The sequence below is a fragment of the Bradyrhizobium betae genome, assembly GCF_008932115.1.
Taxonomy (GTDB): domain Bacteria; phylum Pseudomonadota; class Alphaproteobacteria; order Rhizobiales; family Xanthobacteraceae; genus Bradyrhizobium; species Bradyrhizobium betae.
This window is the reverse complement of sequence record NZ_CP044543.1, coordinates 1-16,376: the sequence shown is the minus strand read 5'-3', so window position 1 is coordinate 16,376 and position 16,376 is coordinate 1. Positions and strand designations below refer to the sequence as shown.

At 64.4% G+C, this 16,376-nt stretch carries 10 protein-coding genes and 5 pseudogenes; 8 read left to right on the top strand and 7 right to left on the bottom strand.

The window, feature by feature from the left end:
* Window positions 1-125: 125 nt before the first annotated feature.
* Together F8237_RS00075 and F8237_RS00070 are read right to left on the bottom strand one after the other, a co-directional pair.
* Entirely contained in the window at window positions 126-1,661 is a 1,536-nt protein-coding gene (locus F8237_RS00075) for a DEAD/DEAH box helicase (RefSeq protein ID WP_151641827.1), read from the bottom strand.
* Window positions 1,662-1,959: 298 nt separating this feature from the next.
* On the bottom strand, window positions 1,960-2,940 hold the full coding sequence (locus F8237_RS00070) for a helix-turn-helix transcriptional regulator (RefSeq protein ID WP_151641826.1): 981 nt from the start codon (window positions 2,938-2,940) through the stop codon (window positions 1,960-1,962).
* A gap of 230 nt (window positions 2,941-3,170) precedes the next feature.
* Between F8237_RS00070 and F8237_RS00065 the strand changes: the two genes are divergently transcribed.
* Entirely contained in the window at window positions 3,171-4,685 is a 1,515-nt protein-coding gene (locus tag F8237_RS00065; protein WP_151641825.1) for a caspase family protein, read from the top strand.
* 70 nt (window positions 4,686-4,755) lie between these two features.
* On the opposite strand, the gene F8237_RS00060 is transcribed toward F8237_RS00065, so the two are convergent.
* Complete coding sequence (locus F8237_RS00060; RefSeq protein WP_151641824.1) at window positions 4,756-5,040, bottom strand: hypothetical protein; 285 nt, start codon at window positions 5,038-5,040, stop codon at window positions 4,756-4,758.
* 90 nt (window positions 5,041-5,130) lie between these two features.
* Here F8237_RS00060 and F8237_RS00055 point away from each other — a divergent pair, with 90 nt between their 5' ends.
* Together F8237_RS00055 and F8237_RS00050 are read left to right on the top strand one after the other, a co-directional pair.
* Entirely contained in the window at window positions 5,131-6,417 is a 1,287-nt protein-coding gene (locus F8237_RS00055) for an FAD-dependent oxidoreductase (RefSeq protein ID WP_374761582.1), read from the top strand.
* 179 nt (window positions 6,418-6,596) lie between these two features.
* The gene (locus F8237_RS00050) at window positions 6,597-7,364 is read left to right on the top strand and encodes an outer membrane protein (RefSeq protein WP_151641822.1); all 768 of its coding nucleotides are present in this window, start codon (window positions 6,597-6,599) and stop codon (window positions 7,362-7,364) included.
* Between the two features lie 116 nt (window positions 7,365-7,480).
* On the opposite strand, the gene F8237_RS00045 is transcribed toward F8237_RS00050, so the two are convergent.
* The 4 genes and pseudogenes from F8237_RS00045 to parE form a co-directional block, all read right to left on the bottom strand.
* The gene (locus tag F8237_RS00045; RefSeq protein WP_143844950.1) at window positions 7,481-8,251 is read right to left on the bottom strand and encodes an SDR family NAD(P)-dependent oxidoreductase; all 771 of its coding nucleotides are present in this window, start codon (window positions 8,249-8,251) and stop codon (window positions 7,481-7,483) included.
* 21 nt (window positions 8,252-8,272) lie between these two features.
* Window positions 8,273-8,458 carry a hypothetical protein gene (locus F8237_RS00040; RefSeq protein ID WP_151641821.1) on the bottom strand — a complete coding sequence of 62 codons (186 nt, stop codon included), beginning with the start codon at window positions 8,456-8,458 and terminating at the stop codon, window positions 8,273-8,275.
* A 296-nt stretch (window positions 8,459-8,754) separates the two neighbouring features.
* Window positions 8,755-9,537 (bottom strand): outer membrane protein, encoded by a 783-nt coding sequence (locus F8237_RS00035; RefSeq protein WP_151641820.1) that lies wholly within the window; start codon window positions 9,535-9,537, stop codon window positions 8,755-8,757.
* A 393-nt stretch (window positions 9,538-9,930) separates the two neighbouring features.
* Window positions 9,931-11,975 (bottom strand): annotated as a pseudogene (gene parE / locus F8237_RS00030) (DNA topoisomerase IV subunit B).
* Between the two features lie 270 nt (window positions 11,976-12,245).
* On the opposite strand from parE, the pseudogene F8237_RS00025 reads away from it, so the two are divergent.
* From F8237_RS00025 to F8237_RS00005, 5 genes and pseudogenes are all read left to right on the top strand, one after another.
* A pseudogene (locus F8237_RS00025) lies at window positions 12,246-12,774 on the top strand (DedA family protein).
* A 226-nt stretch (window positions 12,775-13,000) separates the two neighbouring features.
* Window positions 13,001-13,667 (top strand): annotated as a pseudogene (locus F8237_RS00020) (FMN-binding negative transcriptional regulator).
* Window positions 13,664-14,643: pseudogene (gene argC / locus F8237_RS00015) on the top strand (N-acetyl-gamma-glutamyl-phosphate reductase). The pseudogenes F8237_RS00020 and argC (F8237_RS00015) overlap by 4 nt, the downstream one beginning before the upstream one ends.
* A 97-nt stretch (window positions 14,644-14,740) precedes the next feature.
* Window positions 14,741-15,786, top strand: a pseudogene (argC, locus tag F8237_RS37320) (N-acetyl-gamma-glutamyl-phosphate reductase).
* 14 nt (window positions 15,787-15,800) lie between these two features.
* Window positions 15,801-16,322, top strand: a complete 522-nt coding sequence (locus tag F8237_RS00005; protein WP_162005813.1) for a class I SAM-dependent methyltransferase — start codon at window positions 15,801-15,803, stop codon at window positions 16,320-16,322.
* The last annotated feature ends 54 nt before the right edge of the window (window positions 16,323-16,376 follow it).

Below are 16,376 nucleotides of genomic sequence, written 5' to 3'. Positions count from 1 at the left end.
GCAATGCTTAAATTATGTTCGTAGGCTAACGGGTGTTTGTGAACGGCCAGTAAATATACGGACTTCAATGCATCAGACAGTGTCGCGGCGATCGTGTTCAACCGCGACTCCCGGTGTATCGTCGTTCAGGCGCCGGCGGGGGAGCGCACCGGCCGGAGCAGGAACGCCGGAAGATGCGAATGATCGCCCGGCTCGCTGTCGGCGTCGCGCTGGCGGCGCGGCTCGGGACGCCCGATCGAGGGCACATGCGCCGTATTGGCTTGCGGGCGCGAGTTGTGACGCGGCTCGGACGGCGCCCGGGCTTCACGCGGAGGCCTTGCTTCGCGTGCAGGCCTCGCCTCGGGGGCGGGCCGCGCTTCTGCCGCAGGCCTCGGCTCAGAAGCGTGTCTTGCCTCGCCACGCGCCTCGCGCGGCTCGTGGCTGCGTTCACGGTCGCCGCGGCCGCGTTGCGGCTTGCCGCGTCCGCCGCGCGAACGTTCGCGGCCACGCTGCTCGCGCGGACGCTCGCTCTGCTCGGCGCTGTCGGCGCTCACTTCGTAATCGCCCTCGGCGCGCGGAATGGTCTGGCCGATCAGCTTCTCGATCGCGACCATCGACTTCTGGTCGAGCGGTGTCACGAGCGAGATCGCGGTGCCGGTGCGGCCGGCGCGGCCGGTACGGCCGACGCGATGGACGTAATCGTCGGGATGGTGGGGAACGTCGAAATTGAAGACGTGGCTGACCTCGGGGATGTCGAGGCCGCGGGCGGCGACGTCAGAGGCCACCAGCAGCGGCAGCTCGCCCTTGCGGAACTGTTCGAGCGCCGCCGTGCGGGCCGACTGATCCATGTCGCCGTGCAGGGCGCCGACGCTGAAACCGTGCTTCTGCAGCGATTTGTGTACGACGGCGACTTCACGCTTGCGATTGCAGAAGATGATCGCGTTCTGGAGATCCTTGGCCTCGCGCAGCAGGCGTCGCAGCAGCTCGCGCTTTTCATGCGCCTCGCGCCCGGCGGGGACCTGACACTGCGTGACGGTCACGGCGGTGGTGGCGGGCTTGGACACTTCGACCTTCTGCGGATTGTGCAGGAAGGTCTCGGTGATGCGCCGGATCTCCGGCGGCATGGTCGCCGTGAAGAACAGGGTCTGCCGCGTGAACGGGACGAGCTTGCAGACGCGCTCGATGTCGGGAATGAAGCCCATGTCCAGCATGCGGTCGGCTTCGTCGATGACGAGCAGCTCGACGCCGGTGAGCAGCAGACCGCCGCGCTCGGTATGGTCAAGCAGGCGGCCGGGGGTTGCGATCAGGACGTCGACGCCGCGCGTCAGCTTGGCATCCTGGTCGCCGAACGAGACGCCGCCGATCAGGAGGGCGACGTTGAGCTTCTGGCCGGCCCCGTAGCGGTCGAAGTTTTCCTTCACCTGCGCTGCGAGCTCGCGGGTCGGCTCGAGGATCAGCGTGCGCGGCATGCGCGCCCGGGCTCGGCCCTTTTCGAGAATGGTGAGCATCGGCAGCACGAAGGCCGCGGTCTTGCCGGTGCCGGTCTGGGCGATGCCAAGCACGTCCTTGCGTGCGAGGACGTGGGGGATCGCCTGTTCCTGGATGGGGGTGGGGGTGGTGTAACCTGTGGCCGCCACTGCGGCGAGGACTTTTTCGGATAGTCCGAGATTTGAAAAGGACATTGAGCCTCTGGTCGAAACCGCCGTTCGGAATCGAGGGTAATAAGGCTGTCGCGTTCCACCCCGAAACGGCGCGCTTCTCAAAGAAGCTGGGGGTGCTGACTCACGCGAACCAAGCGCAAGGCTCAAGAATCGGTCTTCGATCTGAGCCGCGTCGCTCCGGAACATAGGCGGGAATCGGCCAAAGTCAATGGAGCGGGCGCGGGAAGACCCTAAAAAACCTGAGCTTTTCGCCCAAATAGCGGGCGCGACTGGGATTTTCCCCTCGGCCTTTGACTATCCGGAAGCCCCAGGCAGGCGGCTAATGACGTTCCGCCCCCTGGGCGCGGAAATCGCCGGGGGCCATCCCGTAGGCGGCGTTGAAGACCCGATAGTAGGTCGCCAGGCTCTCGAATCCGCAGGAGGTCGCGATGTCGGCGATCAGCCGGTTCGGCGCCTCGCGCATCAGGCGGCGGCTCTGTTTCAGGCGCTCGTCGGTCACGGTCTGCGAGAAGCTCTTTGCCGCGGATTCGAACAACATATGCAGGTGACGCACGGACACGCCGAGCAGGGCGGCCACCATCGCCGGTGCCAGATCGGGGTCTTGCAGGTGGCGCGCGATCAGCCGCCGTGCTTGCGAGTGACGCGCGGTTCGCAGCGCCGCCTGGCCGAGCCGGCTGCCGGGTCGCACGATGCCGCGTCCGATCAGCGCCAGGTGGCCGAGCGCCTGAACGAGGGAGTCCTGGACGAGTGAGGTCGTAGCGGTGGCGCCGTCGTCGCCCGCGGCGGCCTCGCCGAGGTCGGCGAAGCAAGCATCGAGCAGGGGCGTCAGGCCCGGATCGTCGAACCGCCGGGGCACAAGCTCGCGCATGCGCTTGTCCTGCGTCGAGAGGGCGCTCGCGGGGATTTTCAGGATCCGCAGGTGGAAGCCGCCTGCACCGAGCGGCGCAGTGCGATAGGGCTGGTCGGTATGGCTGGTGGCGAAGCTGCCATTGGCGATCGCGAAATCGCCAGTGCGCATGCCGCCGAACCAGCCGCCGGTGCCGAGCTGCTGGTAGACGCAGATGCTGTCGCCGGGCGCGTAGGCAATGTCGGAGGTGCTGCGCTCGACCGTATAGTGCGAGGCCTTCAGCTCGACGAAGCCGGCGCCGCCGAGCTGGCGCAGCGAGAATTCGCCGTAGAAGTCGCCGCGCCGTTCGCGTTCGAGCTCGGCTGTGACCCCGAACAGGCCTTTGGAGCGGACCTCGCGCCAATAGTCGAAGCGGTCATGCGGTTCGACTTCGTCGGTACACCAGCGATACACGGCAGCCCCCGCTTCCAGTGCAATTGCCCAAGAAAAATTGTCTAAGAAAAGTTGTTCAAGAAAAAGCAGATTCCAGCGGAATCTGCCATAGGCGATATGATGGAACCGGAGGCGATTGTCGTTGAACCGTCGATATGGCTGGGCCGACTATCACATCAACGGCGGACGGTTCCAATGAACCTCTGTTCGAGGGAACCGGCAGGACGCCGTCCAGCAATGGGAATTTTGCGATGACGCGTCGGCCTTTCAGAATTCTGGCAGCACTCGGCCTTGCGGCGAGCCTGAGCGCGATCGCGCTTCCGGCCCATGCCGAGAAGCGCGTCGCGCTCGTCGTCGGCAACAACGACTACAGGAACGTCCCGAAACTGCTCAAGGCCGTCAACGACGCCCGCACCATGGGCGATACGCTCAAGCAGCTCGGCTTCTCGGTGATGGTCGCCGAGAACCAGAGCCGGCAGCAATTCTCCGAGACACTGCTCGCCTTCGACCGGACGGTCGAGCCTGGCGACACCGCGTTCTTCTTCTACGCCGGCCACGGCTTCGAGATCGCGGGGCAGAACTATCTGCTGCCGACCGACGTGCCGGCGGCGACGGAAGGGCAGGAAGAGCTGGTGCGCGACGCCTCGATCCTCGCCGACCGCATCATCGAGCGCCTGCAGAACAAGAAGGCGCGGACCTCGATCCTGGTGTTCGATGCCTGCCGCAACAATCCGTTCGAGCGCAGCGGGACGCGTGCAGTCGCAGGTGCCGGCGGGCTTGCGCCGATGACGCAACTGCCGGAGGGCGTGTTCTCGGTGTTCTCGGCCGGTCCCCGCCAGACCGCTCTTGATCGTCTCTCCAATGACGACGCCAATCCCAATTCGGTGTTCACGCGCACCTTTGCCAGGGAGCTGCTCGAGCCCGGCGAGAACCTCGTGCAGGTGGCACAGCGCACCCGCCGTCTCGTGAGCGAGATGGCCGGCACCGTCAAGCACAGGCAGGTGCCGGTCTATTTCGACCAGATGGTCGACGACGTCTTCCTCAGCGGCATTGCCAAGGATGCCACCGCGCGTCCGGCCGATCCTCCGCCACAGAAGGTCGCGGCGCTGCCGCCGGTGTCCGTGCCGCGCCTGCCGAAGGAGGAAACCACCAATGCGCCGATCGCGAGCTTCTCGCGGCACAATGGCGGTTGGAGCGTGGTGTTCTCTTTCGCCGACCCGACGCTCGGCATTTCCTGGCGCATGGCCGGCGCTGCCGATTTCCGCGAAACCGGCTTCATCGACACGCTCGATCCGCGCACGCGCAAGCGGATGCCGAACCCGTCGATCGAATTGCCGCCCGACGCGCAGGCCGGCACCATCGAGGTTCGCTATGTCGACCAGTCCGGCGACATGCAGGGGCCGTTTCCGATCAAGTTCGATCCGGAGGCCGCGCTGATCCGCGACCAGCGCAAGATCCTCGACATGACCGCGACGAGCTGGCTGTCATTCCGCGAGTTCAACGGGCTGCTGGTCTACTACACGCATCTGGTCTCGTATCGCTGCGCCATCCGCGAGGTGCGCATCGGCATCGACACCGCCGTGCCGAACCAGGTGCTGAAGATGCCGAACTGCGACATGCGCGATCCCAGCGCGATCGGCGCCGGCATGCCGCTCTACATGAAGCTTGCCCCGGCGACGCAGTCCGTCTCGGTGGAGCTGACCTATCGCGACGGCAGCGTGTCGGAGATCAAGAGTTTCCGCACCGCGAACCGCAGCAACAACTAAGCGCTGCGAGGATGGTTTTGCGGATCTGTTGAGGCCTCGGCGAGGAGGGTGGTTCCTGCGGGGAACGCTGTCAGCCGCGGCGCTTCCTGATGAAGCGCTTGATGGAGTCAATTGCTTCCATCAAGGGCGGTGCCAGCGAGAAGAACGTCCCCATGGCGATCGAGATGACGACGTGGCGAAGCAGGAACTTCTCCTGCTCCTCGAACGGATAGCCGTTCTGGTCGATCCGCACCTGCGCGAGCGTACCGGTGCCGTGCTGATCCGGCTTCCGCGGCTTGCGCGGCGGCAGCATGATCACGACGAATAGCACGTTGATCAGCAGCCAGATGCCGAGCACTATGAGAATCGTCCGCACTGCAACTTCCTGAAATCGATCGACGTCTCTGCAACGCTAACGGCCATTCACCGTTGCAGCAAACCAATTCAATGTTGCTGCACTGCGAAGATGACTAAAGTCGTAAACGAGGATCCGATCTTGGAACCAGCCGCGTCACAGCCACCCCAGGCGCGTTCCGTGAAGGTCCGGTGTTGCATCGTTGGCGGCGGCCCTGCGGGCATGATGCTCGGCTATCTCCTGGGGCGCGCCGGCATCGAGGTCGTGGTGCTGGAGAAGCACGCGGATTTCTTCCGCGACTTCCGCGGCGACACCGTGCATCCCTCGACGCTTCAGGTCATGGACGAGCTCGGCCTGATCGACGCCTTCCTGAAGCTGCCGCACCAGCGTCTGCAGAAGATGGACGGCCTGTTCGGCGGCACGCATGTGCGCATCGCCGATCTCGGCCGGCTCCACACCAAATACCCCTTCATCGCCTTCATGCCGCAATGGGATTTTCTGAATTTCATGCGCGAAGCCGGAAACCGCTTTGCGTCGCTCGAGGTGATGATGAACGCGGAAGCCGTCGACCTGATCCGCCATGGCGACGCCATCGCCGGCGTGCGTGCGAAGACGCCGGAGGGGCCGATCGAGATCGAGGCCGATCTCACCATCGCCTGCGACGGCCGGCATTCGACCGTGCGCGAGCGCGCGGGGCTCAGCGTGGAGGAGATCGGCGCGCCGATGGATGTGCTGTGGTTCCGCGTCGGCCGCAAGGCGGACGAGACCGAGAACCTGTTCGCGCGCGTCGAGCCCGGCAAGATGATGATCACCTTCGACCGCGGCGACTACTGGCAATGCGCCTATGTCATTGCCAAGGGACAATACGATGCGGTGAAGGCGAGGGGATTGCAGGCGCTGCTGGACGACATCGTGCGCATGGCGCCGGTGCTCGGAAGCGGCATTGCCGATGTGAAGAGCTTCGACGACGTCAAGCTGCTCACCGTCGCGATCAACCGTCTGGCGCGCTGGACGCGGCCGGGTCTGCTTCTCATCGGCGATGCCGCGCATGCGATGTCGCCGGTCGGCGGTGTCGGTGTCAATCTCGCCGTGCAGGATGCGGTCGCGACCGCCAACCTGCTCGCCGGCAAGCTTCAGCATGGTTGCCCGTCCGAGAACGAGCTCGATGCCGTGCGCCGCCGGCGCGAATTCCCGGTGAAGATGACGCAAGCCATGCAGGTGGTCGTGCAAGACCACATCATCAGCGGCGCCTTGCAGGGCGGCGAGCGGCCTCTGAAGGTGCCGCTGGTCGTGCGCCTCGTCACCGCGCTGCCATGGCTCCAGGGCATTCCGGCGCGGCTGCTTGCGCTCGGCGTGCGGCCCGAGCATGTGCGGTCGAAGGCAATGTCGTCACCATAGCGCAGGAATTCGGTAGGGATAATGTCGCGTTAAATTGCGCGCAATGCGTTGCGCGCGTGCAACAGCGCAAACGGATTCAAGGTCGGCCCGAGGTCAATCGGACGTCTTAACTTTCTTGATTCAAATTTGAGTAAGATCTGCGTGTGAGCGTGCGCCCATCAAAGGACACGGGGTGTACCATGCGTAACAAGTTGATTGCCGCCTTCGCCTTCACGACCGCGCTGGTTTCGACCGGTGCTGCCTCCGCCGCCGATCTCGGTGCGCGCTACACGAAGGCGCCGGCTTATGCCGAGCCGCTGTTCAACTGGACCGGTTTCTATGTCGGCGGCCACATCGGTGGCGCCTGGACCAACGAGCAGGCCATCAACAACGGGATCGGTGCACCGTTTGGCGACCTCGGGCCCGGCGACAGCTTCCGCCAGCGCAGTTCGGGCATCATGGGCGGTGCCCAGATCGGCTACAACTGGCAGGCCAACAACTACGTGTTCGGCATGGAAGGCACGATCTCCGGCCTCGACAACAAGGGCACTGCGGTGAACACCACCATCGGTGCCGCTGACGACGTCTTCACCTGGCGCGCCAACGTGCTCGCGACCGTTGTCGGCCGCGCCGGCTTCGCCGTTCAGAACAACCTGTTCTACGTCAAGGGCGGCTATGCCGGCGTGAACAACCGTCTCAACGTCACCGACACGGTCGGACCGGCGACAGGCTCCGGCGGTCAGACCCACTGGGCCAACGGCTGGACCGTCGGTGCGGGCTGGGAATACGGCATCACCCGCAACTGGATCGTCGGCCTCGAATACAATTACGCGGCCTTCGGCGGTCAGACCTATCAGCTCGGTGGCACTTCGGGGAACTACACCTTCGATGCCAAGCCGCGCGACATCCAGTGGGCCGTCGTCCGCGCGAGCTACAAGTTCGATGGACCGGTCATCGCCCGTTACTGAGTGCGTCAAGAAACGACCAAGCAAGCGACAAGAAACGATCAATACCCAAATTCAAAAGCCCCGGCTTCGCCCGGGGCTTCTTTTTTTGTGGGCAGGTTCCTGCGTAGGAGATCAGCTCACGCCATCACGGAGAAGCCACCGTCGACGGGGATCGCGGTGCCCGTGACGAAGTTCGAGGCGGGCGAGGCGAGGAAGACGGCGATGCCCGCGAAGTCGTCGATGTCGCCCCAGCGCCCGGCGGGCGTGCGTGCCAGCACGCGCTCGTGCAGGCCCGAGACCTGCTTGCGCGCGCCGCGGGTGAGGTCGGTGTCGATCCAGCCCGGCAGGATGGCGTTGACCTGGATGTTGTCGGGCGCCCAGGCATTGGCGCAGGCGCGCGTGTACTGCACGATGCCGCCCTTGCTCGCCGCATAGGCGGTGGCGAAGCTCGCACCGAAGATCGACATCATCGAGCCGATGTTGATGACCTTGCCGTTGCCCGACGCCTTCAGCGCCGGATAGGCCAGCTTCGAGCACAGGAAAGCGCTGGTGAGGTTGGTGTTGATTACCGTGTTCCACTCGTCGAGCTCGAGCTCGTGTGGCGGCTTGCGGATGCTCATGCCGGCATTGTTGATGAGGATGTCGATGCGGCCGAGATCCCGGACGACGCGCTCGACCATCGCGGCGATAGCCGCCTTGTCAGTGACGTCGGTGGTGACGGCGATCGCCTTCACGCCGCGCTGCTTGAGGTCGGCAACCGCAGCAGCCGACTTGGCTTCATTCCGTCCGACCACGGCGATATCGGCGCCGGCGTCGGCGAGCCCGTGCGCCAGGCCAAGCCCGATGCCGCCATTGCCCCCTGTGACGATTGCGACTTTGCCGCGGAGATCGAACCGGTTGGATGTCATGCTTTCATTTCCTGGTTTCTTCTATTGGTTGCTTTGCCAGATCAGGACCAGCCCGAAGCCCGCCATGGCTGCGCCATAGCCGGCCCATTGCAGCTGTTCGACCATGAAGCTCGATCGCGGCCAGGGAACCGTGCCCGTGCCCTGTCCGATCCAGAGCAGCCCGACGGCGAGGGCAAACAGGCCTGCTACAAGCAGAAATCTGCGCATGCGATCCTCCCCACCGGTTGCTTCTGTCGCTTCCCACGGCATGAACGATCGCCATGGGCCTGCGATCACTTGGAGGGCACAGTAGCCGTAGCTTCGGTTGGGATACAATGGCGCGGCCGGCACAATGCGCCTGCACTTGCGATGAGTTGCCATCATCAATCGCGCCGCGGCGCCCAGTGTGCGGGCGTCCAGCAGGTGAGGGCGTCCGTCAGGAGATGACGCCTCACAACGAAAAAGCCCCGGACGATGCCGGGGCTTTGACGTCTGAACTTGCGTTCGGATCAGTCTTGGTCAGCTCAGTACTTGGCGACGACCGGACCGGTCCAGTTGAAGCGGTAGACCAGCGAGGTCGAGATCGTCTGGTTCCAGCTGTTGGCGCGGATGCTGTTGGCCAGCGGAACGTTAGTGACGTCCGCCAGTTCGGTCGAGGTCTTGGCATTGTAGAAGGCCGAACGATATTCGGTCTTCATGAACCAGCCGGGCGACTGGATGCCGAAGATGTTCAGGCTGTTCTCGACGCCGCCGCCGACGAACCAACCGTTGCGGTTGTAGCCGTCGAGATGGACACCGGCCGGAACGCCAGCGAGGTTCGTGAAGCTCGTGCTGCCGAAGTGGGCGCCCGAGTAACCGCCGTTGACGTAGGAGAGAACGTTCGGAGCGACCAGCCAGCCGAGGCGCACACCAGCGGCCCAGGAGTCTTCCAGCTTCTGGCTGCCGGTGATCTGGTTGAGCGGATCCTGCACGGTGGCGCGGATGCTGCCGAACTGACCGTCAGCGAACACGCCGGCGACCCAGGTGCTGTTGAACTGCCAGTCGTAGCCGAGACCGACGGTGCCGAACCAGCCCGAGCCACCCTGGCGCTGGGAGATCGTCAGCGGAACCGCGCCGACCGTGGACACGACCGACTGGTCGGCATTCGAGAGGCCGCCGCCGGCGCCACCGAAGATGTAGAAGCCGGTCCAGTTGGCAACCGGAGCCACCATCGGGGCCTTCACGTAGGGGCGAGCAGCAAGGTCGGCCGCCGAGGCCGAACCGGTCATTGCCGCAACCGCGGTCAGAGCCAGCAAAATCTTCTTCATGATAAAATCCCCAACCTTGGTCTGTAGCAGCGCGAGCGCACTGAAGTTCGTGTCATCTGATGCCTGAACTATAGACGTTTCCCGTCGAAATGCTGTTGCCGGACAGGCACAGTCGCTGGAAACGCAGGCCGGTCGGGGTTAGGGCCAGTGGCGCCAGAGTCTTGAAAAGTACTGTAATTACAGAGTTTTATGCGAGTGACGGAAGTTCGGGAGTCGGTAGGTTTTCGTTAGGGAATCCGGCCTTGTCCGAAACAGAGGCAATTCTGCCTCAGCCTTGGTGCCGGTGAGTCGTTGGCCGAGTCGCCGCCTGTGGCGTGATTCGAGGGGAAGTATCGTCTCACAAATGAAAAAGCCCCGGACTTGGACCGGGGCTTTTGACAGGATCGCGCGACGTCAGACGTCGAGCAGCTCCTCGTTGGCGAATTCAGCCTTGTCCGTGATGAAGGCGAAGCGGGCCTCGGCCTTGGTGCCCATCAACCGCTCCACTGAATCCGCGGTGGTATCGCGGTCGTCGGCGAGCAGGACCACCTTCAGCATGGTCCGCTTGGCCGGATCCATGGTGGTTTCCTTGAGCTGCGCCGGCATCATCTCGCCGAGGCCTTTGAACCGGTTCACCTCGACCTTGGCGTTGGCGTTGAACGCGCTCTTGATCAGCTCTTCCTTGTGCTTGTCGTCCCGCGCGTAAACCGATTTCGTGCCGGCGGTCAGCTTGTAGAGCGGCGGCACCGCGAGGAAGAGGTGGCCCTCGTCGATCAGCCGCGGCATCTGCCGGTAGAAGAAGGTGATCAGCAGCGAGGCGATGTGGGCGCCGTCGACGTCGGCGTCGGTCATGATGATGATGCGCTGATAGCGCAAATCCTCTTCGCGATATTGCGCGAGCTGGCCGCAGCCGATGGCCTGCACGAGGTCGGACAGCTGGGCGTTCGCCGTAAGCTTGTCCTTGCCGGCGGAGGCGACGTTGAGGATCTTGCCGCGCAGCGGCAGCACCGCTTGCGTCTTGCGGTCGCGCGCCTGCTTGGCGCTGCCGCCGGCCGAGTCACCCTCGACGATGAAGAGCTCGGAGCCTTCGGTGCCGGCATCGGTGCAATCGGCGAGCTTGCCGGGCAGGCGCAGCTTCTTGCCGGCGGTCTTGCGCGCGGTCTCCTTTTCCTGGCGACGGCGCAGCCGGTCCTCGGCGCGGTCGATCACGAAGTCGAGCAGCCTGTTGGCCATGTTCGGATTGCCCGACAGCCAATGGTCGAACGGATCCTTCATCGCCTGTTCGACGATGCGCTGTGCTTCGGCGGTGGCGAGACGATCCTTGGTCTGGCCCTGGAATTCAGGCTCGCGCACGAACACCGAGAGCATCACGGCGGCACCGACCATCACGTCTTCGGACGTGATGGACGAGGCACGCTTGCCCTGGCCGACGCGCTCGGCGTGATCCTTCAGGCCGCGCAACAGCGCGCTGCGCAGGCCCGATTCATGCGTGCCGCCATCGGGCGTCGGCACGGTGTTGGTGTAGGAGGACAGAAACCCGTCGGCATCCGCGGTCCAGGCCACAGCCCATTCGCAGGCGCCATGTGCGCCGTTGCGCCCCGACTTGCCGGAGAAGATGTCGGGATGCACCAGCGTGTCGGCATGGATCGCGGCGGCGAGATAATCCTTGAGGCCGCCCGGGAAGTGGAAGGTCGCTTCCGCCGGCACGTCGTCGACGCCCTTGAGCAGCTCGGGCGCGCAGTTCCAGCGGATCTCGACGCCGCCGAACAGATACGCCTTCGAGCGCGTCATCTTGAACAGGCGCTGCGGCTTGAACGCGCCTTGGCGCCGAAGATCTCGGTGTCCGGCTTGAAGCGCACGCGCGTGCCGCGGCGGTTGTTGACCTTGCCGAGATCCTCGAGCTTGCCCTTGGGGTGGCCGCGCTCGAACGTCATCCGGTACAGCTTCTGGCTGCGCGCGACCTCGACCTCGAGCAGCGAGGAGAGGGCGTTCACCACGGAGATGCCGACGCCGTGCAGGCCGCCGGAGGTCTCGTAGACCTTGCTGTCGAACTTGCCGCCCGAATGCAGCGTGCACATGATGACTTCGAGCGCCGACTTCTTGGGGAACTTCGGATGCGGGTCGATCGGGATGCCGCGACCGTTGTCGATGACGGTCAAGAAGCCGTCCGCGCTCAGATCGACCCCGATGAAGGTCGCATGCCCCGCCAGCGCCTCGTCCATCGAGTTGTCGATGACTTCGGCGAAGAGGTGATGCAGCGCCTTCTCGTCGGTGCCGCCGATATACATGCCGGGCCGGCGCCGCACCGGTTCCAGGCCTTCGAGCACTTCGATGTCGGCCGCAGTGTAGTCGGCTTCCGCGCCGCCCGCGCGTGAAGCGCTCTTGGCAGGTGCCTTGGCCTTCGGCTCGTCGCCGCCGAAGAAATCGTCTTTTGCTTTAGGCTTCAATTGCTTGGACATGTATTCTGATGTGCTTTGAGGGCCGCCCAGGCGGCGAATCGGTTGGGCCGACTATGGCACGGCTGGCCCGGAAAGGTCACCGCAGGTCGGCCGGGCGGGTCTGGTTGGGGAGCAATGCCGGCGATTTTACGCCGGAGGCCCGGCAATTCCCGGCAATTTGACACCTTGGTCCGGTCAGAGCCGGACTTTGTGACTTGATGTCACACAAGCCCTTGGCTTACCAGTCTTTTTATCTGACGGGACCGTGACGGGGCGGGAAGGCGATCTGGAATGGAGCAGTTTGCGCACGCGCTGGCCGACTTCGTGCGTACACACCAGGCTTGGGCGGCTCCGGTCGTGTTCCTGCTGGCGTTCGGGGAGTCACTGGCGTTCATCTCGCTGCTGATCCCGGCCTGGGGGCTCTGGTCGCCATCGGCGCGCTGATCGGCGTCAGCGGCATCAGCTTCTATCCCGTCTGGATTGCCGGCGGGCTTGGCGCTGCGCTCGGCGACTGGGTCTCCTACTGGTTCGGCTATCGCTACAAGGAGAAGGTTGCGCAGATGTGGCCGCTCTCGCGCTATCCGGAAATCCTGCCGAGGGCGAGGCCTTCGTGCGCAACTGGGGCGTGCCCAGCATCTTCATCGGCCGCTTCTTCGGCCCGTTGCGTGCCTCGGTGCCGCTGGCCGCGGGTATTTTCGAGATGCCCTATTGGCGGTTCCAGGCCGCCAACTTCATCTCGGCCCTGATCTGGTCCGCGGCGCTGCTGCTGTTCGGCGACGTGATCGCGAAGGTCATGGAGTGGATCTGGCGGTTGGTCTGACGCCTTGAACCTTGACGGGAACCGAGACTGGCCTTATAGCCGCGCGCCATGATCAACGCCGCGACCATCCTGTTCGCCCGTCGCCGCCGCCGCTCTTTAGCGGTTTGGGCGGTCGATCGCGTTTGAGATCATCGTCTTTGCCGCTGGATCCGATTCCGCGGCATTCTCTCTCCTGTCAGCGCGATCTGATCCGGCGGCCCCCCAAGGAGCCCAGCAGGAGACCACAATGTACACGCCACCCTTTTTCAAGCCGGACCGCGCCGCGAGCCTGAAATTCGCCGCGGAGCGCGGCTTCGGCACCATGTGCGCCTTTGACGGCCACAAGCCCATCGCCTCGCCGCTGCCGTTCTACCTGACCTATGCCGATGACGGCACGCCGCAAGCCGCCTTTCATGTCGCCCGTCACAATCCGCTGCTAAAGCTGGCTGACGGAGCGACGTCCTGGCTCCTCGCGATCAACGGCCCGATGCCTATGTGTCGCCGGACTGGTACGTCTCGCCGGATCAGGTGCCGACCTGGCTGTATCAGTCGGTGCATCTGACCGGACCGGTGCGCCTGTTGTCTGACGAGGAGCTGGTGCTTCAGATCGACACGCTCAGCGACAAGTTCGAGAACTGGCTGCTGCCGAAGAAGCCGTGGACGTCGGGCAAGATGACGGCCGGCCGGCTCGAGACGCTGAAGAAGGGATCGTGGGTCTGCTCATGACGGTTGAAGAGGTCGAAGGCAGCTTCAAGCTCAACCAGCACAAGTCGGATGCCGACTACACGGCAATTGCCAACGCGCTCGGCGCACAGCCCGCTGCCGACGCCAGGGAAATAGCGCAATTGATGCAGGATGTGAGGCCGGAGGCCTTCGAGGACGAAACCAACAAGCTCGAAAGGAGCGCGCCATGAGCGTTGCTGAGACCACCAAAGCCCCGGGCACCGGCGCGGCCAAAAAGCCCGCAACCGTCTTCGTCGATGGCGGCTCCGGCACCACCGGGCTCGGCATCAACGAGCGGCTGAAGCTGCTGGGTGACGTCGCGGTGAGGACGATTCCCGACGACAAGCGCAAGGATCCCGCGGCCAAGAAAGCGCTGATGGAGGAGGTGGATCTCGTCATCCTCTGCCTGCCGGATGACGCCGCAGGGAAACGGTCGCGCTGATCGACAGCATGGCACCTCTGGCCCGAAGGTGCTGGGACGCCTCGACCGCTTACCGGGTCGCGCCCGACTGGGCCTACGGCTTTCCCGAACTGGCCCCGGACCAGGCCGGCAAGATCAAGGCTGCGAAAAAGGTTCCAATCCCGGCTGCTACCCGACCGGCGCGATCGCATTGCTGCGGCCGATCGTCGATGCGGGTCTGCTGCCCCCCCGAATATCCCGTCACCGTCAACGCGGTGAGCGGCTATTCCGGCGGCGGCAAGTCGATGATCGCAAGCTTGAAGATGCAGCGCGCCGTCCTTCGAGCTCTACGGCCTCGGCTTCGAGCACAAGCATCTGCCGGAGATGCAGCTCTATTCGAACCTTACGCGACGGCCGATCTTCATCCCGTCGGTCGGCAACTACCGGCAGGGCATGCTGGTCTCGATCCCGCTTCAGCTCGACACGCTGCCGGGCAAGCCTGATGGTGCGATCTTCAGGCTGCGCTGGCCAAACGCTACGCCGGCTCGAAATACGTCTCGGCGATGCCGCTCCAGAACGAAGCGTCGAAGGGCGGCCGGATCGAGCCGGAGGCGCTCAACGAGACCAACATGCTCGAGCTCTACGTCTTTGCCAACGACAAGCACCATCAGGCCGTGCTGGTCGCCCGGCTCGACAATCTCGGCAAGGGCGCCTCGGGTGCCGCCGTGCAGAACATGCGGCTGATGCTGGGCCTTGCCGACAAGTAGCCGATAAGCGTTGCTCGCGTGGCCAATCCGTTTGACGAGGCGACGCTGCAACTATCGACCCGGCAAGACGATCAATGACGCCTGAAAGGTACGCGTGATGAGCTCGAAGAAGATCGGCATTCTCGGCGCCTCCGGTTACACCGGCGCCGATGCGGTGCGCCTGTTGGCGCGGCATCCGATGCCGAGATCATCGCACTCCACCCGCCAACACCCCACGCCGGCAAGTCGATGGGCGAGGTGTTTCCGCATTTCTTCATGCTGGACCTGCCCAAACTCGTGGAATGGGAAAAGGTCGACTGGAGCAAGCTCGATGCGGTGTTCTGCGGGCTCCCGCACGGGACCACGCAGGAAATCATCGCCGCGGTCCTCAAGGCAAATCCCAAAATCAAGGTCCTCGACATGTCCGCCGATTTCAGGCTGCGGGACAAGAACACCTATGCGCAATGGTACGGCCATGAGCACCGGGCGCTCGAACTGCAGGGCGAAGCGGTCTATGGCCTGACCGAGTTCTATCGCGAGAAGATCATTTCGGCGCGGCTGGTCGCCTGTCCCGGTTGCTATCCCACGGCGGCGCTGCTCGCGCTGGTGCCGCTTGCGAAAGCCAAACTGATCGACGTCGACGACATCATCATCGACGCGAAATCGGGCGTCACCGGCGCCGGTCGCGGCTGAAACAGAACACGCTGTTCAGCGAGGCGGGCGAGGGCTGTCGCCCTATTCGGTTGGCACCCACCGGCACGCGCCCGAGATCGAGCAGGAGATCGGCGTCGCCGCCGGTTCCGCGGTGACGATCAACTTCACGCCGCATCTGATTCCGATGGCGCGCGGCGAACTGTGCACGTCCTACGTCAAGCTCAACGGCGCGACGCCGGACGATCTGCGAACCGCGCTTGAGCAGGCTTATGTCAACGAGCCCTTCGTGCATGTCGCTAGGAAGGGCGTGCTGCCGCAGACCCAGAATGTGCGCGGCTCCAACTACGTGCAGATCGGCGTCGTCGCTGACCGGATCAAGAACCGGGCGATCGTGATTTCCACGCTCGACAATCTGGTGAAGGGTTCGGCCGGGCAGGCGATCCAAAACATGAACCTGATGTTCGGGCTGCCCGAGACGGCGGGCTGGAGCAGATCGCGCTGTTTCCATGACACGAGGTACTGCGGTGGACGAAGCGACCTTGCAATTCTATCGGAGCAACGCCCAGTCCTACGCCGACTGGGCGAAGGCGCCCTCGACGCGGCTGCGTGTTTCTCGCCCTGCTGCCGCCGGGCGCGCGATCCTCGAACTCGGCTGCGGCGCCGGCAATCATTCGGCGGTGATGCTGGCGGAAGGATTTTCGGTGCGTGCGACCGATGGCTCGCCCGAAATGGCGGAGATCGCGTCGCGGCGGCTCGGTCATCCGGTCGAAGCGATGCGGTTCGACCAGCTGGACGCGGAGCAGGCCTATGATGGCGTCTGGGCCAGCGCCTGTGCTGCACGTGCCGCGCGACGAGCTCGCGGGAATCCTGCGCGGATTTATCGCGCCCTCAAGCCGTCAGGCGTCTTCTATGCCAGCTACAAGATGGGTGAGAACGACGGCCGCGACAGCCTCGGGCGCTACTACAGCATGTGTCGCCCGAGTGGTTGGATGCGACCTACGCCAGCGCAGGTCCGTGGATCACGCTGTCATCCGAGACCTCAGTGATCCAGAGCTTCGACGAGACGCCAGCCAACATGCTGAATCTCGTCATGCGCAAGG